18 protein-coding genes are annotated in these 23155 nt (G+C 73.1%); 8 read left to right on the top strand and 10 right to left on the bottom strand.

Annotation, left to right across the window (positions count from 1 at the left end; translation table 11 throughout):
- Positions 1-27 precede the first annotated feature (27 nt).
- From murD to rsmH, 7 genes are all read right to left on the bottom strand, one after another.
- Positions 28-1458: a UDP-N-acetylmuramoyl-L-alanine--D-glutamate ligase gene (murD, locus tag ACWCV9_RS11080; RefSeq protein ID WP_385843954.1), complete on the bottom strand. Its 1431-nt coding sequence runs from the start codon at positions 1456-1458 to the stop codon at positions 28-30.
- Positions 1440-2513, bottom strand: coding sequence for a phospho-N-acetylmuramoyl-pentapeptide-transferase (gene mraY / locus ACWCV9_RS11075; protein ID WP_385843955.1), 1074 nt, complete (start codon positions 2511-2513; stop codon positions 1440-1442). The genes murD and mraY overlap by 19 nt, the downstream gene beginning before the upstream one ends.
- On the bottom strand, positions 2510-3916 hold the full coding sequence (locus tag ACWCV9_RS11070) for a UDP-N-acetylmuramoyl-tripeptide--D-alanyl-D-alanine ligase (protein ID WP_450785614.1): 1407 nt from the start codon (positions 3914-3916) through the stop codon (positions 2510-2512). Before ACWCV9_RS11070 ends, mraY begins: the two co-directional genes overlap by 4 nt.
- 4 nt (positions 3917-3920) lie before the next feature.
- Positions 3921-5441: a UDP-N-acetylmuramoyl-L-alanyl-D-glutamate--2,6-diaminopimelate ligase gene (locus ACWCV9_RS11065; RefSeq protein ID WP_450785612.1), complete on the bottom strand. Its 1521-nt coding sequence runs from the start codon at positions 5439-5441 to the stop codon at positions 3921-3923.
- A 192-nt stretch (positions 5442-5633) separates the two neighbouring features.
- Positions 5634-7598, bottom strand: a complete 1965-nt coding sequence (locus ACWCV9_RS11060) for a peptidoglycan D,D-transpeptidase FtsI family protein (protein ID WP_450785610.1) — start codon at positions 7596-7598, stop codon at positions 5634-5636.
- A 5-nt stretch (positions 7599-7603) separates the two neighbouring features.
- Positions 7604-8161: a septum formation initiator family protein gene (locus ACWCV9_RS11055; protein WP_385843960.1), complete on the bottom strand. Its 558-nt coding sequence runs from the start codon at positions 8159-8161 to the stop codon at positions 7604-7606.
- 73 nt (positions 8162-8234) lie between these two features.
- On the bottom strand, positions 8235-9191 hold the full coding sequence (gene rsmH / locus ACWCV9_RS11050) for a 16S rRNA (cytosine(1402)-N(4))-methyltransferase RsmH (protein ID WP_385843961.1): 957 nt from the start codon (positions 9189-9191) through the stop codon (positions 8235-8237).
- Positions 9192-9610: 419 nt separating this feature from the next.
- On the opposite strand from rsmH, the gene ACWCV9_RS11045 reads away from it, so the two are divergent.
- The 4 genes from ACWCV9_RS11045 (at position 9611) to ACWCV9_RS11030 (ending at position 15185) form a co-directional block, all read left to right on the top strand.
- Positions 9611-10159 carry a beta-class carbonic anhydrase gene (locus tag ACWCV9_RS11045; RefSeq protein WP_385843962.1) on the top strand — a complete coding sequence of 183 codons (549 nt, stop codon included), beginning with the start codon at positions 9611-9613 and terminating at the stop codon, positions 10157-10159.
- A 246-nt stretch (positions 10160-10405) separates the two neighbouring features.
- The gene (locus ACWCV9_RS11040) at positions 10406-11446 is read left to right on the top strand and encodes an AAA family ATPase (RefSeq protein ID WP_450785607.1); all 1041 of its coding nucleotides are present in this window, start codon (positions 10406-10408) and stop codon (positions 11444-11446) included.
- The gene (locus tag ACWCV9_RS11035; protein ID WP_450785605.1) at positions 11446-12807 is read left to right on the top strand and encodes a DUF58 domain-containing protein; all 1362 of its coding nucleotides are present in this window, start codon (positions 11446-11448) and stop codon (positions 12805-12807) included. Before ACWCV9_RS11040 ends, ACWCV9_RS11035 begins: the two co-directional genes overlap by 1 nt.
- A complete protein-coding gene (locus ACWCV9_RS11030; protein WP_450785603.1) occupies positions 12804-15185 on the top strand; it encodes a transglutaminase TgpA family protein in 2382 nt (793 codons plus the stop codon). The genes ACWCV9_RS11035 and ACWCV9_RS11030 overlap by 4 nt, the downstream gene beginning before the upstream one ends.
- A 92-nt stretch (positions 15186-15277) precedes the next feature.
- On the opposite strand, the gene ACWCV9_RS11025 is transcribed toward ACWCV9_RS11030, so the two are convergent.
- From ACWCV9_RS11025 to ACWCV9_RS11015, 3 genes are all read right to left on the bottom strand, one after another.
- Positions 15278-15661, bottom strand: coding sequence for a DUF3040 domain-containing protein (locus tag ACWCV9_RS11025; protein ID WP_385843968.1), 384 nt, complete (start codon positions 15659-15661; stop codon positions 15278-15280).
- Between the two features lie 287 nt (positions 15662-15948).
- A complete protein-coding gene (locus ACWCV9_RS11020) occupies positions 15949-16776 on the bottom strand; it encodes a methyltransferase (protein WP_450785601.1) in 828 nt (275 codons plus the stop codon).
- Positions 16777-16900: 124 nt separating this feature from the next.
- A complete protein-coding gene (locus ACWCV9_RS11015; RefSeq protein ID WP_450785599.1) occupies positions 16901-17470 on the bottom strand; it encodes an SAV_6107 family HEPN domain-containing protein in 570 nt (189 codons plus the stop codon).
- A gap of 168 nt (positions 17471-17638) precedes the next feature.
- Here ACWCV9_RS11015 and ACWCV9_RS11010 point away from each other — a divergent pair, with 168 nt between their 5' ends.
- From ACWCV9_RS11010 to ACWCV9_RS10995, 4 genes are all read left to right on the top strand, one after another.
- Positions 17639-18499 (top strand): ATP-binding cassette domain-containing protein, encoded by an 861-nt coding sequence (locus ACWCV9_RS11010; protein WP_450785597.1) that lies wholly within the window; start codon positions 17639-17641, stop codon positions 18497-18499.
- The gene (locus tag ACWCV9_RS11005; RefSeq protein WP_450785595.1) at positions 18471-20555 is read left to right on the top strand and encodes a YhgE/Pip family protein; all 2085 of its coding nucleotides are present in this window, start codon (positions 18471-18473) and stop codon (positions 20553-20555) included. The genes ACWCV9_RS11010 and ACWCV9_RS11005 overlap by 29 nt, the downstream gene beginning before the upstream one ends.
- A 47-nt stretch (positions 20556-20602) precedes the next feature.
- On the top strand, positions 20603-21232 hold the full coding sequence (locus tag ACWCV9_RS11000) for a TetR/AcrR family transcriptional regulator (protein ID WP_450785593.1): 630 nt from the start codon (positions 20603-20605) through the stop codon (positions 21230-21232).
- A gap of 400 nt (positions 21233-21632) precedes the next feature.
- Positions 21633-23144, top strand: a complete 1512-nt coding sequence (locus ACWCV9_RS10995) for a phytoene desaturase family protein (protein WP_450785591.1) — start codon at positions 21633-21635, stop codon at positions 23142-23144.
- Positions 23145-23155: the final 11 nt, after the last annotated feature.

The following is a 23155-nucleotide window of genomic DNA, read 5'->3' as shown; positions in this document are numbered from 1 at the left end:
CAGGATCCGCCCGGCGGGCGGCCGGGGTCAGGCGCGGAGTTCGCGGACCGCCGCCGCGAACGCGTCACCGCGCTGGTTGTAGTTGGTGAACATGTCCATGGAGGCGCAGGCCGGGGCAAGGAGCACCGTGTCCCCGGGCCGGGCAAGCCGCTTCGCTTCCGTCACCGCCTGGAGCATCGCCCCAGTGTCGGTCCGGTCGAGGTCCACCACGGGGACCTCCGGGGCGTGTCGCGCCAGGGCCTCGCGGATCAGCTCCCGGTCCGCGCCGATCAGCACGGCGCCGCGCAGCCGCTTCGCCGACGCGGCGACCAGCTCGTCGAAGGTCGCGCCCTTCGCCAGACCGCCCGCAATCCATACGATCGACTCATATGCCGCCAACGACGCTTCCGCGGCATGGGTGTTGGTCGCCTTGGAGTCGTCCACGTACGCCACGCCGTCCAGGTCGGCGACGTGCGCGATGCGGTGGGCGTCCGGGCGGAAGGCCCGCAGACCGTCCCGTACGGCCGTGGCGGGCACCCCGAAGGCGCGGGCGAGGGCGGCGGCGGCCAGGGCGTTGGCGATGTTGTGCGGGGCCGGCGGGTTGACGTCGGAGACCTCGGCCAGCTCCTGCGCGTTCTTCTGCCGGTTCTCCACGAAGGCGCGGTCGACCAGGATGCCGTCCACGACGCCGAGTTGGGAGGGGGCCGGGGCGCCCAGGGTGAACCCGATGGCGCGGCAGCCCTCTTCGACGTCGGCCTCGCGCACCAGGTCCTCGGTGGCCTTGTCGGCCACGTTGTAGACGCAGGCGACGGTGTTGCCCTCGTAGATGCGGCCCTTGTCGGCGGCGTAGGCCTCCATGGAGCCGTGCCAGTCGAGGTGGTCGGGCGCGAGGTTGAGGACGGCGGCGGAGTGGGCGCGCAGGGAGGGCGCCCAGTGCAGCTGGTAGCTGGACAGCTCGACGGCGAGGACGTCGTAGCGCTCCTCGCCGAGGACGGCGTCCAGCAGGGAGACGCCGATGTTGCCGACGGCGGCCGTGCGCAGGCCCGCCGCCGTCAGGATGGAGGCGAGCATCTGCACGGTCGTGGTCTTGCCGTTGGTGCCGGTGACCGCGAGCCAGGGGGCCGCGTCGGGGCCGCGCAGCCGCCAGGCCAGCTCGACATCGCCCCAGACCGGCACACCGGCCTGCGCGGCCGCCTGGAACAGCGGCTTGTCGGGCTTCCAGCCGGGCGCGGTGACGATCAGCTCGGTGCCCTCCGGCAGGGTCGCCCCGTCGCCGAGGCGCACGGTGATGCCGAGCGCCTCCAGCTCCGCGGCCTGCTCGCGCGCGCGTGCGTCGTCGCCGTCGTTGACGACCGTGACGACCGCACCGCGCGCGTGCAGCACCTTCGCCGCCGGGACGCCGGAGACACCGAGTCCGGCGACGGTGATGTGCTTGCCCTGGAAGAGCTCCGAGCTGGAGGTCACTTTTCCGCTGCCCATCCTGCGTAGAAGAGGCCCAGTCCGACGATCACACAGATGCCCTGGATGATCCAGAACCGGACCACCACCAGGACCTCGGACCAGCCCTTGAGTTCGAAGTGGTGCTGGAGCGGTGCCATCCGGAAGACGCGCTTACCGGTGAGCCGGAAGGAGCCGACCTGGATGACGACCGACATGGTGATGAGGACGAACAGGCCGCCCATGATGGCCACCAGCAGCTCCGTGCGGGAGAGGATGGCCAGGCCGGTGAGGACACCGCCGAGGGCGAGCGAGCCGGTGTCGCCCATGAAGATCTTCGCCGGCGAGGTGTTCCACCACAGGAAGCCCAGGCAGGCGCCCATCAGGGCGGAGGCGACCACGGCGAGGTCGAGCGGGTCGCGCACCTCGTAGCAGGCGTGCGGGTTGGTCAGCGTCATCGCGTTGGCGCAGGACTCCTGGTACTGCCAGACGCCGATGAACGTGTAGGCGCCGAAGACGAGCACGGAGGCGCCGGTGGCGAGACCGTCCAGACCGTCGGTGAGGTTCACGCCGTTCGACATCGCGAGGATCATGAACAGCGCCCAGATCACGAACAGCACCGGGCCGATCGACCAGCCGAAGTCGGTGATGAACGACAGCTTGGTGGAGGCCGGGGTGTTGCCGCGCGCGTCGGAGAACATCAGCGACAGCACGGCGAAGGCGATACCGACGATCAGCTGGCCGGCCATCTTCGCCTTGGCCCGCAGACCCAGCGAACGCCGCTTGACGATCTTGATGTAGTCGTCCAGGAAGCCGACCAGGCCCATGCCGACCATCAGGCCGAGCACCAGCACGCCGGAGAACGTCGGCGGCTTGCCGGTGATCACCTTGGACAGGAAGTAGGCGGCGACCGTCGCCAGGATGAACGCGATACCGCCCATGGTCGGCGTACCGCGCTTGCTGGCGTGCTCGCGCGGGCCGTCGTCACGGATGTACTGGCCGTAGCCCTTGCGCGCGAGCAGTTTGATCAGCAGCGGGGTGCCGACCAGCGTCAGGAAGAGACCGATGACGCCCGAGAACAGGATCTGGTTCATCATCGGGCGGCAACCTCACCCTGGGCACCGGTCTCGATGAGCGCCTGGGCCACGCTCTCGAGCCCCACCGAACGGGACGCCTTCACGAGTACGACGTCCCCCGGGCGCAACTCGCTGCGCAACAGGTCGATCGCCGCCTGTGCGTCGGACACGTGCACCGACTCCTCACCCCACGAACCCTCGTTATATGCGCCCAGTTGCAGCCAGGAGGCCTCATTCCCCCCGACGGCGACGAGCTTGCTGACGTTGAGCCGGACGGCGAGCCGTCCGACGGCGTCGTGCTCGGCGAGCGCCTCGTCCCCCAGCTCGGCCATCTTGCCGAGCACCGCCCAGGTGCGCCGCCCCCTGCCCATGGCCGCGAGCGCCCTGAGGGCGGCCCGCATGGACTCGGGGTTGGCGTTGTAGGCGTCGTTGACGATGGTCACGCCGTCCGGGCGCTCGGTGACCTCCATGCGCCAGCGGGAGAGGGAGCCCGCCTCGGAGAGCGCGGTGGCGATCTCTTCCGCGGACATGCCCAGCTCATGGGCGACGGCGGCCGCGGCGAGCGCGTTCGACACGTGGTGCTCACCGTACAGGCGCATGGTCACATCGCTTGCACCGGAGGGTGTGTGAAGCCTGAAGGAGGGCTGTCCGCTGTCCGTGAGTCGTACGTTCTCGGCGCGTACGTCCGCTTCGGCCGACTCTCCGAAAAGGAGCACCTTCGCCTTGGTACGGGACGCCATGGCCCGGACCAGCGGGTCGTCGGCGTTGAGGATCGCCGCGCCGTCCTCGGGCAGCGCCTCCACGAGTTCGCCCTTGGCCTGGGCGATCTGCTCACGGCCGCCGAACTCGCCGATGTGGGCGCTGCCGACGTTGAGCACCAGGCCGATCTTCGGCGGGGTGAGGCCGGTGAGGTAGCGGATGTGGCCGATGCCGCGGGCGCCCATCTCCAGCACGAGGAACCGGGTCTCCTCGGTGGCGGTCAGCGCGGTCAGCGGCAGCCCGATCTCGTTGTTGAGGGAGCCGGGCGTGAACACCGTCGGCGCCTTGCGCCGCAGCACCTGGGCGATCAGGTCCTTGGTGCTGGTCTTGCCCGCCGAGCCGGTCAGGGCGACGAGGGTCGCGCCGAGCCGGCGTACGACGTGCCGGGCGAGGGCGCCGAGGGCGGTCTGGACGTCGTCCACGACGATCGCGGGCACGCCGACCGGGCGCGACGCCAGTACGGCGACCGCGCCCGCCTCGATGACCTGCGCCGCGTAGTCGTGGCCGTCCACCCGCTCGCCGACGAAGGCGGCGAACAGGCTGCCCGGCACCACCTCGCGGGAGTCCCGGACCACCGGCCCGGTGACGGCTGCGGACGGATCCGGTATGTCGTGCGTCTGCCCGCCGACGACTGCTGCGATCTCGGCGAGGGAGAGGGCGATCACAAGTTCATCCCTGGGTCTTCTGGATAGCTTCGCGAAGCACCTGGCGGTCGTCGAAGGGACGGACCACGCCGGCGATGTCCTGGCCCTGCTCGTGACCCTTGCCCGCGACCAGCACGGTGTCACCGGCCTGGGCACGGCCCACGGCGGCGGTGATCGCGGCGGCCCGGTCCTCGAAGAGGAGCACCTCGCCGCGCTCGTGCGCGGGCACGGAGGCCGCGCCCTGGAGCATGGTCGCGAGGATCGCGAGGGGGTCCTCGGAGCGGGGGTTGTCGGAGGTCAGTACGGCCGTGTCGGCGAGCCGGGCCGCGGCGGCGCCCATCGGGGCCCGCTTGGTCTGGTCGCGGTCGCCACCGCAGCCGAGGACGATGTGCAGCCGGCCCTTGGTGACCTTGCGCAGCGCCTTGAGCACCGACTCGACCGCGTCGGTCTTGTGGGCGTAGTCCACGACCGCGAGGTAGGGCTGCCCGGCGTCGACGCGCTCCAGGCGGCCGGGGACGCCGGGGACGGCGGCGATGCCGTCGGCGGCGGCCTGCGGGTCGAGGCCGGCCGCGGCGAGGGCGACGATGGCGGCGAGGGTGTTCGCCACGTTGAAGGGGCCCGCCAGCGGCGACCGGGCGTGCACGCGCACGCCGTTCGGGCCGACGACGGTGAACGTCGAGTCCATGGGGCCGACCTGGACGTGCTCGGCCCGCCAGTCGGCGTCGGGGTGGCCCTCGGCGGAGAAGGTGACCACGGGGACCGTGGCCTCCTCGGCCAGCCGGCGGCCGTACTCGTCGTCGGCGTTGACGACGCCGAGCCTGCTGCGCTCCGGCGTGAACAGCTGCGCCTTGGCCCGGAAGTAGTCCTCCATGTCGGAGTGGAACTCCATGTGTTCCGGGCTGAGGTTGGTGAAGACGGCGATGTCGAAGACGCAGCCGTCGACCCGGCCGAGCACCAGCGCGTGGCTGGAGACCTCCATGGCGACCGCCTCCACCCCGCGTTCGCGCATGACGGCGAACAGGGCCTGGAGGTCGGTGGCTTCGGGGGTGGTGCGCTCGGACTTGATGCGCTCGTCGCCGATGCGCATCTCGACGGTGCCGACGAGACCGGTGGACTTCGCGGTCCTGAGGCCGCCCTCGACCAGGTAGGCGGTGGTGGTCTTGCCGGAGGTGCCGGTGATGCCGATCTGGAGCAGGTCCCGGCCGGGGTGGCCGTAGATCGTCGCGGCCAGCTCGCCCATCCGCGCGCGCGGGTCGTCGACGACCAGGACCGGCAGTCCGCTCGCCGCGGCGCGCTCGGCGCCCGTCGGGTCGGTGAGCACGGCGACCGCACCGAGACCGGCGGCCTGGGTGACGAAGTCGGCGCCGTGCAGACGGGCGCCGGGGAGGGCGGCGTACAGGTCGCCGGGGCGGACGGCGCGCGAGTCGTGGGTGATCCCCGTGACCTCGGCGGCGGTGTCCGGAGCGGCGGCACCCAGCTGATCGGCCAGTTCCGCGAGGGGTGTGGCGGAGACCTGAACCGGTCGCGGCGGTCCCGGATATGTCACGGAAGCGCCCTTCTGGGTGGTTTGGGACTGATCAGCGTGTGGCACGGCGGTGAGCGTACCGGGCGTACCCGGTCCGGGGCGAAGCGAGGACTCCGGGCCGTCGTGGTTCCCAGGGTGTGGGGTGATCGTTGTCACAGGTGCGTTCCTGGTCTTCCGGTGCTGTTCGGGCTGATCAGGGCTGGTCGAAACTGGTCAGGGTTTGTAGTCGACGGGCAGGTTGGCGGGTGGTGCCCCGGTCGGCGGGACCTGGAGGGTCTTCAGCGCGAACTCCATCACCTGCTTGTAGACGGGGCCGCAGATCTGGCCGCCGAAGTAGCTGCCGGAGGTGGCGTTCTGGATGGCGCAGTACACGGTGATACGGGGGTTGTCGGCGGGGGCGAAACCGGCGAAGGACGAGGTGTAGCCGCGGTACCTGCCGGTGGCCGGATCCACGCGGTTGGCCGTGCCGGTCTTACCGGCCACGCGGTACCCCGGGATGCGCGCCTTGATGCCGGTGCCCTGCTCGTCGTCCACCACGGACTCCAGCATCTGGGCCACGGCCCTGGCGGTTCGGGCGCTGACGACCCGGGTCTCCTTGGGCCTCGGCGCGGGCGTGAAGCGTCCGTCGGCCCCCTTGGTGCCGCGCACCAGCGTCGGCTGGATCCGCACCCCGCCGTTGGCGATGGTCGAGTACACGGAGGCGGCTTGCAGGGCGTTGATGGAGAACCCCTGGCCGAAGGGGATCGTGTACTGCTGCGAGGTGGACCACTTCTGGTACGGCGCGAGGATGCCCGGGGTCTCGCCGGGGAAGCCGAGTCCGGTGTAGCTGCCGATGCCGAACTTGCGCAGGTAGGAGTACAGGACCCGGTTGGCCTCCGGCTGGGTCCTGCCGAGCTGGCCGGTGGCGAGGATGGTGCCGATGTTGCTGGACTTGGCGAGCACGCCGTTGAGCGTGAGGTACCAGGTGCCGTGGTCGACGTCGTCCTGGAAGAGACGGTCGCCGCGGTGCAGCCGGTTGGGTACGACGACATGGGTGAGCGGGGTGGCCACGTTCTCCTGGATCACGGCCGCCATGGACATCACCTTGGCGGTGGAGCCGGGCTCGTAGGCGTCCTGGACGGCCGCGTTGCCCATGGCCTCCGCGTCGGCCTTCGACAGGTCGTTGGGGTCGAAGCCGGGTGAGTTGGCCATGGCCAGGATCTGCCCGGTGCGGGTGTCCTGGACGATGACATAGCCCCGGTCGGCCCGGGACTTCTGCACCTGCTCGGTGATGGCGTTCTGCGCGGCCCACTGGATGTCGCGGTCGATGGTCAGCTCGACGTCGCTGCCGGGGACGGCGGGCGTCTCCGTGGAGCCCACGGTCGGCACCTCCCGCCCGCCCGACTGGGCGTACCGGAGCGTGCCGTTCTTCCCGGTCAGCTCCTTGTCCAGCGCCTGCTCGACGCCGCCGCCGCCGCGGCCGTCGGCGTTGACCCAGCCCAGTATCCCGGCGGCGAGGTCGCCGTTGGGGTACACGCGCTGGCTGCTGGGGTCGGCGAAGACGCCGGCGAGCACGTTGACGGTGTTCTTGTCCGTCTCGGCCTTCTTGGCGAGCGCCGCCTTCAGGTCCTTGATCTGCTTCCAGACCTGCGGGGTCTGCCGGGCGGCGAGCTTGGCGTACCGGGAGTTCCGGTTCGCCGGCCGCAGCTTCTTCACCAGCGTGGCCTGGTCCTGGCCGAGGATGGGCGCAAGCAGCGCGGCGGCCTGTTCCGGGCCGTCGCCGATCTTCAGCTGCTTCCTGGTGAACATCGTCGGGTCGGCGGTGATGTCGTAGGCGTCCTCGCTGACGGCGAGGGCCACGCCGTTGCGGTCGGTGATCCCGCCGCGCTCGGCGGTCAGCGTATGCACGACATACCGGTTCTGCTCGGCCCGCGCGGCGTACGCACTGGCGTCCACGGCCTGCACCTGCAACAGCCGTACGACGAAGGCGATCAGCACCAGCGTCAGCGCGAGGCTGACCATGCGCAGCCGGGGCCGGGGGCTGCCGAGCTTCAGCGGGCGCGGGGCCGGCGGCCGGGCACCGCCCGGGCGGCGCGCCGGCCGGGCACCGGGCCCGGCCTGCCGCCGCACGGCACTCCCCGACCGGGGAGGCTTGGCGGGCCCGGGCACACGGCGGCGCGGCGGTTCCCTGTCGGACACTTCCGTCACCTGCCGGGGGTCGGGGTGGAGGCGGGCTGGGGGGTGGCCGCCGGGGCGGCCGGGGCGGAGAGGGGCGCGGCTGTGGGGGCGGCCGTGGGGGTGGGGCTGCTCGCGGGGGTGGCCGGGGCCGTGGCGGGTGCGGCCGGGGTGGCGGGGAGGCCGACGGCCGGGGTCAGGGGGTCCGGGGCGAGCGGGGCGGTGAGGGCGGCGGGCTCGGCCGAGGCGGGGCTGGGCACGCCCCGGACCGTGCCGTCGGGGTTGAGGAAGGCCGGGTCGCCGCCGGGGACCATGCCGAGTTGGCGGGCCCGGCGCTGGAGCGCGTCGGGCGCGGAGTAGGCGTCGATGTCCCGTTGCAGGGCCTGTTCCTCGTCGGTGAGGCTCTTCGTCTGCTTCTGCAAGTCGCTCATTCTGAACGAGCCCGCGCTGAGCGCGGAGTTCAGCACCAGCAGCCCGATGAGGCCGCCGCCGAGCAGCAGGACGACGAGCAGGACGAACGGCGTACGGGCGGCCCGGGCGCGGCCGGCCGGCAGGAGCCGGGCGAGCCGCGCGGCCCTCCCCCGCAACTCCGGCCTCTTCCCCGGTTTCCTGCTCGGCTGGGGTTTCCTGTTCACTGGCCCTCCGGCGGCTTACCCGGCCTCACTCGACGTCCTCCCTGATGCGCTCGGCACCGCGCAGCCTGGCCGGTGCGGCCCGGCGGTTCTCGGCGATCTCCTCCTCGGTGGGAAGTTCGGCACCGCGGGTGAGCAGCTTGAGCCGCGGCTGGTACCGCTCGGGTACGACGGGCAGCCCGGGCGGCGCGGTGGTCGCGGCACCGGCCGCGAAGACCTGCTTGACCAGCCGGTCCTCCAACGAGTGGTACGACAGCACGGCGACCCGTCCGCCCACGGCGAGGGACTTCACGGCGGCCGGGATCGCCCGCTCCAGCACGGACAGCTCGCCGTTGACCTCGATGCGCAGCGCCTGGAAGGTGCGCTTGGCCGGGTTGCCGCCGGTGCGCTTGGCGGCCTGCGGAAGGGCGTCCCGGATCAGCTCCACGAGCCGGGCGCTGTTGCTGAACGGCTCCTTCTCGCGCTCCCGGACGATCGCGGCCACGATCCGCTTGGCCTGCTTCTCCTCGCCGTACGCGCGCAGGATGCGCACCAGCTCGCCCGCCGGATAGGTGTTGAGGACCTCGGCGGCACTGATGCCGGTCGTCTGGTCCATGCGCATGTCCAGCGGCGCGTCCTGGGCGTAGGCGAAGCCGCGGTCGGCCTCGTCCAGCTGCATGGAGGAGACACCGAGGTCGAAGAGCACGCCCTGCACCCGCGCGAGGCCGAGCCGGTGGAGTACGTCGGGCAGCTCGTCGTACACGGCGTGCACCAGGGTGGCCCGCTCGCCGAAGGGCGCCAGCCGCTCGCCGGACAGCCGCAGCGCCTCCTTGTCCCGGTCCAGGCCGATCAGCCGGGCCTCGGGGAACCGGGTCAGCAGCGCCTCGCTGTGCCCGCCGAGGCCGAGGGTGCAGTCGACGACCACGGCTCCCGGGCGCTCCAGGGCGGGCGCCAGCAGGTCCAGGCACCGCTGGAGCATCACCGGGACGTGTCGACTCTGGCTCAAGGGGGCCTCTCAGGATCCGGCGCGGGCCGTACGCACCGCCGGGTCCCCGCCAGCTCGTGACGGTCCGGTCCGCCGGCGCCGGAAGCGTCAGCCGACCGGGAGCGGGAGGAGGCCGAGCCGTACGTACGCGCCGCGCACGTGGGGAGACGTCCGGGCGGGTGCCGGGTCTCCGGGGTTTTCACCAGCAGGGAGAGCCACGCCTCCCGCTTCGCGTCACTTTAGTCCACCCTGTCTCGCGGTCAATCAACCGGCCTGCGCGTCGCGCACCGGCGCCCGGCCGGAACCGGGGTTCGAACGGATTCACCCGTCCGGGTCGGGTTTGCCCTCCGTGTGGGGTAGCCCACAACAAGCCATGATGGCGTTCTTTGTCCGCTCTCACAGCGCGCCGTGGCCGTCGGCGACCAGTAACGTGCATGAGTATGACGACTTCCGCAGCAGTTCCCACTGGATCCGAAGGCGCCATATCCGGCGAGCGCCGTGTCACCGACCGCCTGGTGGAGTCCAACCAGCGGTACGCCGCAGAGTTCACCGACCCCGGCATGGACGCCCGGCCCGTCCTCAAGGTGGCGGTCGTGGCCTGTATGGACGCCCGTCTCGACCTGCACGCCGCGCTCGGCCTCCAGCTCGGCGACTGCCACACCATCCGCAACGCCGGCGGTGTGGTCACCGACGACGTGATCCGCTCCCTCACGATCAGCCAGCGGGCGCTCGGCACCCGCAGCATCGTGCTCATCCACCACACCGGATGCGGCATGGAGGCCATCACCGAGGAGTTCCGGCACGACCTGGAGATGGAGGTCGGCCAGCGCCCGGCGTGGGCGGTGGAGGCCTTCCGGGACGTCGACCAGGATGTGCGCCAGTCCATGCAGCGGGTGCGCACCTCGCCGTTCCTGCTGCACACCGACGATGTGCGCGGCTTCGTCTTCGACGTACGCACCGGTCTGCTGCGCGAGGTCGACCCGGCCTGAGACGGGCCGCACCGGCGGGCCACCCCGAGGCATCCCTGCGGCGACCGCGTCGATGACGCGGTCGAAAAGTCGTAAGACCGACATCGTGCGGGCAGTTGTCCACAGGCGAGTGACACGAATCGGTAACGGCGGCAAGAATGCGGGTGGGACGGCACGCGGAACCTTTTCCGCGTGGTGTCCGTGTTTCGGGGTGGGCCGGCTGCGCACCGAGCGTGCCGGCCCGGAAAAAGGGCCGAGGAGGGCCGGGTGACGACCTATGACGATCGAGCGAGCCTCACTGATCTGACCGCCACGGTGGAACGGGTGCGCGGTTCGGTGGAGAGCGTGATCGAGGGCAAGCCCGAGGTCGTACGGCTCGCGCTGACCGTGCTGCTCGCCGAGGGCCACCTGCTGATCGAGGACGTCCCCGGGGTGGGCAAGACGATGCTCGCCAAGACGCTGGCGCGGTCCATCGACTGCTCGGTGCGGCGCATCCAGTTCACGCCCGACCTGCTGCCCTCGGACATCACCGGGGTGTCCATCTGGGACCAGCAGCGCCGGGACTTCGAGTTCAAGCCGGGCGCCATCTTCGCCCAGATCGTGATCGGCGACGAGATCAACCGCGCCTCCCCCAAGACCCAGTCCGCGCTGCTGGAGTCCATGGAGGAGCGGCAGGTCACCATCGACGGGCACAGCTACGAACTGCCCACGCCGTTCATGGTGGTCGCCACGCAGAACCCGGTCGAGATGGAGGGCACCTACCCGCTGCCCGAGGCGCAGCGCGACCGTTTCATGGCCCGGGTCTCCGTCGGCTATCCGAGCATCGAGGCCGAGCTCCAGATGCTGGACGTGCACGGCGGGGTGAGCCCCCTGGAGGACCTCCAGCCGGTGGCGCACGCGCACGAGATCGCGAAGCTGATCGAGGCGGTGCGCGAGGTCCACGTCTCCGAGGCCGTCCGGCGGTACGCGGTGGAGCTGGTCGCCGCCACCCGCACCCACCCCGACCTGAGACTCGGTGCCTCCCCGCGCGCGACCCTGCATCTGCTGCGCGCCGCGAAGGCGTCCGCGGCCCTGGCCGGCCGGGAGTTCGCGCTGCCGGACGACGTCCAGGCGCTGACCGTCGCCGTCCTCGCCCACCGGCTGCTGCCCACCGCCCAGGCCCAGCTGAACCGCCGTACGGCCGAGCAGGTCGTCCAGGAGATCCTCCAGCACACGCCGGTGCCCGCGACCCCGGGACAGCAGAACGCGTTCGGCGTGCTCGGCCGGAACCTGCCGGACTATCCCCAGCAGCCCCCGCGGAGTCTGTGATGAGCGCCGGGGGGACCGGGCCGGCCGAACCGGACCGCGGGGAGGCGGGCGGGGTCCGGACGGCCCTCGCGGGCCTCACCACCCGCGGCCGCTCCTTCCTGGCGGCCGGTATCGCCGCCGCTTCTTGCGCCTATGTGCTGGGCCAGAGCGATCTGCTGCGGGTCGGTCTGCTGCTCGCCGCGCTGCCGCTGATCTGCACGACGGTGCTGTACCGCACCCGCTACCAGGTGGCCGGCACCCGCCGCCTGTCCCCCGCGCGCGTACCCGCCGGCAGCGAGGCCCGGGTGCATCTGCGGGTGGACAACGTCTCCCGGCTGCCCACCGGTCTGCTGATGCTCCAGGACCGTGTGCCCTACGTCCTCGGACCGCGCCCGCGCTTCGTGCTGGACCGCGTGGAGCCGGGCGGCCGCCGCGAGGTCTCCTACCGGGTCCGCTCCGATCTGCGCGGCCGCTATCCGCTGGGCCCGCTCCAGCTGCGGCTGACGGACCCGTTCGGGATGTGCGAACTGACGCGCTCCTTCTCGGCGTTCGACACTCTGACGGTCGTCCCGCACGTGGCGCCGCTGGCCCCGGTCCGGTTCGGCGGCGAGGCCCAGGGGTACGGCGACGGGCGGCAGCGCGCGCTGGCCCTGGCCGGCGAGGACGACGTGATCCCGCGCGGCTACCGCTACGGCGACGACCTGCGCCGGGTGCACTGGCGGTCCACCGCGCGCTACGGCGAGCTGATGGTGCGCCGCGAGGAGCAGCCCCGGCGCGCCCGCTGCACCGTGCTGCTCGACACCCGGGGCGGCGCCTACGAGGGCGCGGGCCCCGACTCGGCCTTCGAGTGGGCCGTCTCCGGTGCCGCCTCGGTGCTGGTGCACATGCTGGAACGCGGCTTCTCGGTACGGCTGCTGACGGACAGCGGCAGCGTGGTGCCCGGCGAGGGCGCCGACGGGTTCGCGGGCAGCGGCCCGGAGACCGCGGACGCGGCCGGGCTGATGATGGACACGCTCGCGGTGATCGACCACTCCGACGGCACCGGCCTGTCCCGGGCGTACGACGTGCTGCGCGGCGGCAACGAGGGCCTGCTGATCGCCTTCTTCGGCGACCTGGACGAGGGACAGGCGGCGACCGCCGCCAAGATGAGCCGGCGCAGCGGCGGTGCCGTCGCCTTCGTGCTGGACCCGGACACCTGGGTGCGGGAGCCGATCGATGTGCCGCGCCCGGGCGACCGGCACGGCGAGCGGCTGCGCCTGCTGCGCGAGGCGGGCTGGACGGCGCTGAGCGTGCCGCGCGGTGCCGCGCTGGACGACCTGTGGCGGCAGGCCGAGCGGGAACGCTCCGGCCTGGCCGCCCTGAGCGGGGAGGCGTCTCGATGAGCGGGCGGGCACGACTGTCCCTGTTCGCCGCCGCGGCCACGCTGATGGCGTCGACCGCGCTGCTGCCCCTGGTGGACCGGCCGACCTGGCTGCTGGAACTGGTGCCGCTGGTGGCCGTGCAGACCGGGGTGGGCGCCGCGGCCCGGCGGGTGCCGCTGGCCCGGCCGCTGACCGTGGCGGCGCAGGCGCTCACCATGCTGATCCTGCTGACCCTGGTCTTCGCCCGTCAGCACGCGCTCCTCGGGCTGATCCCGGGTCCGGACACCTTCCGGTTCTTCGCCGAGCTGTTCCGGCAGGGCGCGCAGGACGTCAACCAGTACGCGATACCGGCACCGCTCACCGACGGCATCCGGCTGATGCTGATCGGCGGGGTGCTGCTGATCGGTCTGCTGGTGGACAGTCTCGCGGTGACCTACCGCAGCGCGGCTCCGGCCGGGCTGCCGCTGCTCGCCCTGTACTCGGTGGCCGCGGGCCTGTCGGACGGGGGCGCCGACTGGCTGTGGTTCCTGGTGGCGGCGGGCGGCTATCTGATGCTGCTGCTCGCGGAGAGCCGGGAGCGGCTCGCACAGTGGGGCCGGGTCTTCGGCGGCGGCCCCCGCTCCACGGGCGGTCCCGAAGGCGCCGTGGCACCGGTGCGCACCGGACGCCGGATCGGCGCGGTCGCGCTCGGGGTGGCGCTGATCGTGCCGCTCGCCCTGCCCGGCATGCAGGGCGGCCTGCTGGCCGCCGCCGGCACCGGGGTGGGCGGGGGCAGCGGCGACGGCGGCACGATCTCCGCGGTCAACCCCCTGGTGTCCCTGCGCGACAGCCTGAACACGGACAACGACCGCGAGGTGCTGTCCGTGCGCACCACCGCGAACGACATCTCGGACCTGTATCTGCGGATCGTCTCGCTGGACGACTTCGACGGCACCACCTGGAAGCCGGCCCAGCGGCGCATCGTCGGCGTACCCGACACCTTCCCCACGCCCATCGGGCTGGGCCCGGACATCAAGCGCAGCACGGTGCGGACGAACGTCACGACGGCGGACTGGTACGCCCAGGACTGGCTGCCGATGCCGTACCCGCCCAGCTCGGTCCGGATCGACGGCAACTGGCGGTACGAGCCGGTCGGCATGACCCTCGTCGGCGACCACGGCCAGAACACCCGCAGCGCGCACTACCAGGTGACCAGCCTGGACGTGCGGCCGACGGCCCAGCAGCTGGCCTCCGCGCCGGAGCCGCCGGCGGCCCTGGAACGCGAGTACACCAAGGTGCCCGCGTCGCTGCCGCAGGTGGTGGCCCGCACCGCCCAGCAGGTCACCGCGGGCGCGGCGAACCACTACGAGGAAGCGGTCAAGCTCCAGGACTACTTCGCGGTCAGCGGCGGCTTCCAGTACGACACCCAGGTGGCGGTCGGCCGCGGGCCGAACGCGATCGCCAACTTCCTGAAGAAGAAGGAGGGCTTCTGCGTCCACTTCTCCTTCGCGATGGCGGCGATGGCCCGCACCCTGGGCATCCCGGCCCGGGTCGCGGTGGGCTTCGCGCCCGGCACCCCGCAGGCCGACGGCACGGTCGCGGTCAATCTGAAGGACGCGCACGCCTGGCCCGAGCTGTACTTCGAGGGTGTGGGCTGGACCCGCTTCGAGCCCACTCCCACCCGCGGCACCATGCCGTCGTACACCCAGTCGAGCAGCCCCGGCACCTCGCTGCCGGACCCGGCCCTGCCGTCCCGGAACGCCTCCTCGGCGCCCTCGGCGGCGGCCTCGCCGAGCGAGAGCTGCACCGGTCAGCTCAAGAAGCTGGACGGCTGCTCCAGCGCCTCGGCCGCGGCGGCTCCGGCCGGCGGCGGCAGCGGTACGGGCCCCTGGTGGCCGCTGCTGATCGGGCTGGCCGCACTGCTGGTCCTGGCGGTGCCGCTGTCGCCGATGCTGTGGCGGGCGCGGGTGCGCTCCGCACGGCTCGGCGGGCACGCGCGGACCGAGGAGGGGGCGGCGGCCCACACCCTGGCGGCCTGGCAGGAGCTGACGGACAGCGCCTGGGACCACGGCATCGCCCCGGACGAGTCGCTGACCCCGCGCCGGGCCGCCGAGCGGATCGTCCGGCTGGGCCGCCTGGACCCGGCGTCCGGGGACGCGGTGCACCGGCTGGCGGGCGCGGTGGAGCAGGTGCTGTACGCGCCCCGGCCGCGTCCGGCGACCGGGGCGGCGGAGGATGTGCACCGGGTGATCGCGGCCCTGCGTGCCACGGTGAGCACGGGGGTGCGGCTGCGGGCGCGGTTCCTGCCCCGCTCCTCGGCACGGCTGCTGTGGGCGGCATCCGCCCGCTGGTCGGCCCTGCGCTCCCGCCTCCGCATGCCCCGCCCGGCCCTGCGCAGGGCCTCGGAGCAGCGGGGCTAGCACGGGGGCGCGAGGGCGCCTGCACATGCGTGAGGGGCGGCCACCGGGTGGTGGTCGCCCCTCACGGAGTCTCTGTACGGGCCGTGTGACCGCTAGCGGCCGTGTTCGTCCCGGCGGCGCTGCCAGCGCTGCTCGATCCGGTCCATCATGGAGCGCTTCGGCCGGGCCTGACGGCGCACGGCGCCCACCGGGTGCTCACCGGGCTTCGGCGCCTTGCGCCAGCCGGTGACGGCGAGCACGGCACAGCCCAGCATGACGAGGAAACCCACCACGCTGACCCAGATCAGCTGCATGACCATTCCGGTCATGAGGAGCGCGATACCCACGAGGAAGCCCGCGACCGCCTGGTAGACCCGCCGCCGGGTGTACGTACGCAGCCCGCTTCCCTCAAGCGCTGACGCGAACTTGGGATCTTCGGCGTACAGCGCTCGCTCCATCTGCTCGAGCATGCGCTGCTCGTGCTCCGAGAGCGGCACGGAGTCCTCCTCATCGTGCAGTCGCCGGGGCGACCCGGGGGGTCCCTTCAGGATAGGCAGGGAATCGCCCCCGTGAAACCCGCCCCTCTACGCCAATTGACCATCCACAGTCCGGGGTGGCCATCCGGCTCGCTGAGGCTTCCATTCCCCGGCGGCCGACCCGTCATGCCGGGTGGTGTACCTCGATCATACGGCGCAAACCGCTCGTTCGGGGGGCTTGTGGCGTACTGCATCCGCTGCCGAGCCCCTGATCAGCGCCGGGTACGGAAGGCGCACCGGCGATGCGTTCAGGCCTCCGCGCCACCCGGCGTCTCGCCGAGCACATGGAGCTGGGTGGCCACGGAGCGGAAGGCGGGCAACTCGGCCGCCGCGGCCTCCAGCTGGAGCAGCGCGTCCAGGGCGCCGGGCTCGGTGTCCACCAGGACGCCGGGCACCAGGTCGGCGAAGACCCGCACGCCGTGCACCGCGCCGACCGTGAGGCCCGCGTCCTCGACCAGCGCGGTGAGCTGCTCGGCGGTGAACCGGCGGGGCATCGGGTCGCCGGTACCCCAGCGGCCCTCGGGGTCCTGGAGCGCCCGCCGGGCCTCGGTGAAGTGGCCGGCGAGGGCGCGGGCGAGCACCGCACCGCCGAGGCCGGCGGCGAGCAGGCTGAGGACACCCTCGGGGCGCAGCGCGGCGACCGCGTTGCGCACGCCCTCGGCCGGGTCGTCGACGTACTCCAGGACACCGTGGCACAGCACGACGTCGTAGCCGCCGCGCTCGACCACGTCGAACAGGCCGTGGGCGTCGCCCTGCACGCCCGTGACCCGGTCGGCGACGCCGGCCTCGGCGGCGCGGCGCTCCAGCGCGAAGAGGGCGTTGGGGCTGGGGTCGACCACGGTGACACGGTGGCCGAGCCGGGCGACGGGCACGGCGAAGTTGCCGCTGCCGCCTCCGGTGTCGAGGACGTCCAGCGACTCCCGGCCGGTGGCCTTGACCCGGCCGTCGAGGGCGTCCTGGAGGACCTCCCACACCACGGCGGTACGGAGCGAGGCACGGGACCGAGGGGTGCCGGAGCGCAGCGACTCCCGTTGCGCGTGGTGGTGGGAGACGGGCGGGCGCATCGGGTCCGACACGGCAGTTGACTCCTCGCGGGGCTGGACGGCTTCAGGCAACCCCACCCTATTGCCTTCGGCGCCCCGGCCCCTCATCGCGCGGGGTGGCGGCGGTGTCCGTCTCGCCGGGCGGACGAGACGGTGGTCAGCCCGCGTCCGGAAGGTCGCTCCGCGTCCCCGGGGTGTCCGGGCCGGGCGGCTCGCCGGTGTCCTGGCGGGGCTGGGGCAGGACCGGCTGGAGGCCGAGCAGCCGCTCGACGATGCGCAGGAACATCGCCACGTCCCGTATCAGGTCGTCGGCGTCCCGCCGGCTCGCGGCGCCCCGGATGCCGGCCTCGGCGCGGGCGCGGCGGGCGGCGCCGGAGGCGAACAGCGCGCTCCACTCGGTCAGCTCGGGGGCGATCTCGGGCAGTACCTCCCAGGCGCTGCGGATGCGGGCGCGGCGGCGCGGGGAGGTCTCGGGGCGGCCGCGGGCGGCGAGCACGGCGGCGGCGGTGCGCAGGGCGGCGAGGTGGGCGGTGGCGTAGCGCTCGTTCGGCGGGTCGAGGCGCGCGGCCTCCGTCAGGCCGGCGCGGGCCTGGGCGAGCAGGTCGAGGGCGGCGGGCGGGGCCGGGGCGCGGCGGAGCACGGGGTGCACATCGCCGGCCGGGCCGGTCAGTGAGGGGGCAGGGCCGGTGGCGGCGCGCCGGCGGGCGGCGGCGGACGAGTGGGCCATGACGAACCTCCTGTCGTCTGGGTGACGGCACGGGTGCCGTATGTGCACATCGTGCGGTATGCCACTGACAATCCGTTCTGACCTGGGGTTTTGCCTCGATCGCAGGTTCGGGCGTATTTTTGAACTGACCAGTCAGTTCAAAAATACGGGAACCAGGCAGGGGGGCTTGTGGACGGCGTCGACGTCACGGCCGAGGGCCTCGGGCTGAAGGGGCCGCGGGGGTGGGCCTTCAGCGGCATCACCTTCACCGCGGAGCCCGGCTCGCTGATCGCCATCGAGGGACCGTCCGGCTCCGGCCGTACGTGTCTGCTGCTCGCACTCACCGGGCGGATGAAGCCCACCGAGGGAGTGGCCACCGTCGGCGGGGCCAAACTTCCCCGGCAGATGGCCGCGCTGCGCCGGATCAGCGCGGTCGCCGGGGTGGCCGGGGTGACGGACCTGGAGCCCGCGCTGACCGTCGGGGAGCACCTGCGCGAGCGGGCCCTGCTCCAGCGCAGGTTCGGCGACTCGCTGCGCGAGCTGCTGCGGCCCCGCCCCCAGCGCACGCACGAGGCGAGGCTGCGGATCGACGCGGCCCTGGCCGCCGCCGGGCTCGACCTGGAGGAACTGCCCAAGGGCTCCCGGACGGCCGTACGCGACCTGGAGCGGCTCCAGGAGCTGCGGCTGTCCATCGCACTGGCCCTGCTCGGCCGGCCGCGGCTGCTCGGGGTGGACGACATCGAGACGAAGCTCTCGGACGCCGAGCGCGCCGAGGTCTGGGCCCTGCTGCGGTCCCTCACGCGCGCGGGGACGACGGTGGCCGCCGTCTGCCGGACGGCACCCGAGGACTGCGTCACCGTGCCGACCGGCACCACCGGCTCCAACGGCAAGGACACCGAGCCGACCGGCGCCCCCGACGAGGACACCGAACCGGCCGCCACCCCCGACGAGGACACCGAGCCGACCGGCACCTCGCACGAGGACACCGAGCCGCACACCGAGCGGAAGGAGGACGCCGGTGATGCGCTCACCGAGGCTGGCCGCGCTTGAGCTGAGGCGCTTCGGCCGCGGCCGGCTGCCGCGCGCCGCCCTGATCGCGCTGCTCGTGCTGCCCCTGCTCTACGGCGCCCTGTACCTGTGCTCCTTCTGGGACCCCTACGGCCGGCTCGACCGCATCCCGGTGGCCCTGGTGAACGACGACAAGGGCGCCACCGCGGACGGCAGGAAGATCACCGCGGGCGACGACATCGTCGCCGGACTCCGCCACAGCCGGACCTTCGAGTGGCACCGGGTGAGCGACGCGGAGGCCCGCAAGGGCGTCGAGGACGGCACCTACTACCTGTCGCTGACCATGCCCCGCGACTTCAGCAGGCGGATCGCGTCCAGCTCGGGCGACAGCCCGGTGGCCGGCGCCCTCCAGGTGCGCACCAACGACGCGAACAACTACATCGTCGGCCAGATCTCCCGCTCGGTCTTCAGCGAGATCCGCACGGCCGCGTCGACCAAGTCCTCCCGGGCCTTCCTGGACCGGATCTTCGTCTCCTTCTCCACCATCCACGACCGCACGGTCACGGCGGCCGAGGGCGCCGACAAGCTCGACACCGGCATCGGCAAGGCGGAGAAGGGTTCCAAGGACCTCGCCGACGGGCTGAAGGACGCCAAGACCGGCAGCGGAAAGCTGCTCAAGGGCCTGAAGAAGCTCAACACCGGCGCCGGCGACCTCGAGGACGGCTCGCAGCAGGTCGCCGACGGCACCCAGGCCCTCGCCGACAAGGTCGACGGCGTCTACGCCAAGGCGGGCCCGTTCCTGAACGACAACGGCAAGACCATCGGGGACACCGCCCGGCTGGTCGCCGACTCCGCCAAGACCGTCAAGGACAACCTCGACACGCTGGTGAAGGCCGCACCCGGCGCCGCCAAGGCCGCGCACGCCTCGGCGAAGGTGCTGGGCGACGTCTACACGGCCCGCTGTGAGACCGCGACCGTGCCCGACCCCGCCTGCCCGGAGCTGAAGAAGGCCCGGACCGCCGCCACCGACGTGGCCGGCGTCGCCGACGACCTCAACACCCTCATCGCCGACCAGAACGGCGACCTGACGACCATGCGGGCCAACCTCGCCACGCTCCAGAAGCAGGCCGAGGCCCTCCAGGAGCGCGCGCCGCACCTCGCCGAGGACGTCAGCGACGCCGTCAAGAAGATCGACAAGCTGAACGCCGGTGCCCAGAAGGTGGCCGCCGGCGCCAAGAAGCTGCACACCGGGCTCGGCACCGCCCAGACGGGCGCCACCGCGCTGGACACGGGCATCGGTACGGCGAAGTCGGGCGCCGAGACCCTGAACGGCGGCCTGTACAAGCTCTCCGACGGCTCCGCGAAGCTGGCCGGCGGGCTGCACTCCGGCGCGAAGAAGATCCCCGACTACGACCAGCAGGACCGGGACAAGCGCACCGGCGTGATGGCCGACCCCGTCCAGCTGGCCTCCCACGACCTGCACCGGGCGCCGAACTACGGCACCGGGTTCGCCCCGTACTTCATCCCGCTGTCCCTGTGGGTCGGCGCGATGGTGGCCTACATGCTGATCGCGCCGCTCAACCGGCGTGCGCTCGCGGCCGGTGCGCCGGCCTGGCGGATCGCGCTCGCCGGCTGGCTGCCGGTGGTCGCCGTGGGAGTGCTCCAGGTGGCGGCCCTGATGGCCGTACTGCACTGGGCGGTCGGGCTGGACATGCAGCGGGCGGGCGGCACGGTCGGCTTCCTGTTCCTGGTCAGCGCGTGCTTCGCGGCGATCGTGCAGTGGCTGAACGCCCGCTTCGGCGCGGCCGGCCGGATCCTCGTCCTCGCGCTGCTGATGCTCCAGCTGACCTCGGCGGGCGGCACCTACCCGGTGCAGACCAGCCCCCGCTTCTTCTCCGCGATCCACCCGTATCTGCCGATGAGCTACGTCGTGTCGGCGCTGCGCCGGCTGATCACGGGCGGCGGGCTCGGCCCGGTGTGGCAGGCGTGCGCGGTGCTCACCGCGTTCACCCTGGGCGCCCTCGCGCTCACCGCGCTCGCGGCCCGGCGCCGCCAGGTGTGGACCCTGGACCGGCTGCACCCGGAGCTGAGCCTGTGACCCCCGGGAGCGCACCGCACACGCGCGTACCTGTGAGAATCTGGCCCATGGAAAGCAGCAGCGCCAGGTCGGGCGGGAGTACACGCCGCGAGGCCACCCGGCAGAAGCTCTACGAGGCGGCCGTCACGCTCATCGCCGAGCAGGGCTTCTCCGCCACCACGGTGGACGAGATCGCCGAGCGGGCCGGGGTCGCGAAGGGCACGGTCTACTACAACTTCGCGAGCAAGTCGGTCCTCTTCGAGGAGCTGCTGCGGCACGGAGTGGGCCTGCTCACCGCCTCCCTCAAGGAGGCGGCGGAGCGGACGGCCGCCCAGGGCGGCAGCAAGGTGGACGCGCTGGACGCGATGGTCCGCGCGGGGCTGGTCTTCATCGACCGCTACCCGGCCTTCACCCAGCTCTACGTGGCCGAGCTGTGGCGCACCAACCGCGCCTGGCAGTCCACGCTGATGGTGGTCCGGCAGGAGGCCGTCGCCGTGGTCGAGGGGGTGCTGCGCGAGGGCGTGGCGGGCGGCGAGTTCAGCGACGAGATCGACATCCCGCTGACGGCGGCCGCGCTGGTCGGCATGGTGCTGGTGGCGGCGCTGGACTGGAAGTCCTTCCAGCCGGAGCGCTCCCTGGACGATGTGCACGCGGCGCTGTCCCGGCTGCTCCAGGGCCGGGTCAGCGGGCGGGCCTGAGCGGGCGAGCGGCACAGGGGCTGCGGCGGGCGGGCGGACGCGGGAAGGCGCCGGCCCGTCACCGGACCGGCGCCTTCCCGCTCCCCGTACTGCACCGTGCTCCCCCGCACGGTCTCCCCGTTGTCCCCCGTGGGTGGTCGTCCCCGGGTCCCCCGTCTCGCTTCCGCCGACGGATCGGCGGAAGGAGCGGCCAGGTGGCGGGCGCCGTTCCGCCGCCCCGTGCCGGCGGTGCCGGGCCGCGCCCCTTGCCGTGTCTCCACTGTGTCGCCCGCGTGGGTCCCAGCCCATCCGCGCGGGTACTCATCTCGCGGTCTAGGTACGGGTACTCAGAAGCGCGCACCCGGGCCCACGCCCCGGCCCGCGGACCGGATGGTCGGTGCGGGTCGATAAAGTCGCAGGCATGGCACGGATTGCGGTGATCGGCGCCGGGATGGGCGCGATGGCGGCCGCTGCCCGGCTGGCCGTCGCGGGCCACCGGGTGGCGGTGTACGAGCGTACGGAGACGTACGGCGGCGCGGTGCGCCGGCTGGAGCGCGACGGATTCGCCTTCGACACCGGCCCGGGGCTGCTGACCCTGCCCGCCGTCTACCGCGACCTGTTCGTCAAGACCGGCCGGGAGCCGCTGGAGGACTGCGTCGAACTGGTCCAGGTCGACCCGTCCTCGCGGCACCTCTTCGCGGACGGCACCGAGGTCCGGTTGCCGAACGCCTCGCGCGGGGGTGTCGTCGCGGCGCTGGAGGAGGCGCTCGGCGCGGGTGCGGGCAGGCGCTGGGGCGACTTCCTGATCCGCGCCCGCGAGGCCTGGGACCGCACCCGCCGCCCGCTGCTGGAGGAGCCGCTGTGGCCCGACTGGCAGGTGCTGGCCGCGAAGGAGCCGTACCCGGCCGTCCCGCACAAGCGGCTGCTGCGCACCCGCCGGGCGAGCACACCGGCCGAGATCGCCGCCTGGGAGCTGCGCGACGAGCGGCTGGGGGCCCTGCTGTACAGCCAGGTGCTCGGGTACGGCCTCGATCCGCGGAGCGCCCCGGCGAGCGCGGCGGTGCTGCCGTACATGGAGCACGCTTTCGGCACCTGGTATGTGCGCGGCGGGATCCGGGAGTTGGCGCGCGCGGTGTACGAACGGTGTCTGGCGCGGCGGGTGGAGTTCGTCTTCGGCGCCGAGGTCACCCGGATCGTGGAGAAGGACGGCCGCGCGGCCGGTGTGGAGCTGGGCGACGGGTCCGTGGCGGAGGCGGACCAGGTCGTGGCCGACGTGCATCCGGCGCGGCTGGCGGCGCTGACCGGGCATCCGCTGGACGCCGAGGGCGATGTGCGGGCCGCCGCCGACGCGTTCCGGCCCGGGCGGTTCACCGTGTCGCTGGCCCTGCGCGGCGGCCGGGAGGCGGACGCCGTGCACCGCACGGTGGTCCACGCCCCGGACGAGGAGGCGGAGCTGGACTTCCTGGTCTCTCCGGGCGGCGACCTGCCCCGGTGTCCCACGGTGACGGTGCTGCGCCCCGACGACCCGGCGCTCAGACCGGACGACGCGCACGAGTCGGTGGTGCTGTCCGCAGTGGTGCCGACCGACGCCGGCTGGGACCGGCCGGACACCGTCCGCCGGTACACGGACCTGGTGCTGGAGGCCGCGCGGGCGGCGGTCCCGGGGCTGCCGGACCGGGTGCTGTGGCAGGAGGTGCGCACCCCGGCCCACACCGCCGAGGAGACGGGCGCTTCCCTCGGGGCGGTGCCCGCTCCCGCCCTCGCCGCCGGCCAGGGGCGTTTCCTGCACCCGGCGAACACCACCCGGCTGCCCGGTCTCTACCGGGTGGGCGGCTGGTCCCACCCCGGCGGGGGGCTTGCGCACGCGGGCATGTCGGGCGCGCTGGTGGCGGGGCTGATCGTGGAGGGCCCGGAGTTCCGCGGCTCGCAGTGAGCGGGCCACGG

Source organism: Streptomyces sp. NPDC001606 (genome assembly GCF_053596835.1).
The sequence above is the reverse complement of the archived record's forward strand: the minus strand, read 5'-3'. Positions and strand labels throughout refer to the sequence as shown.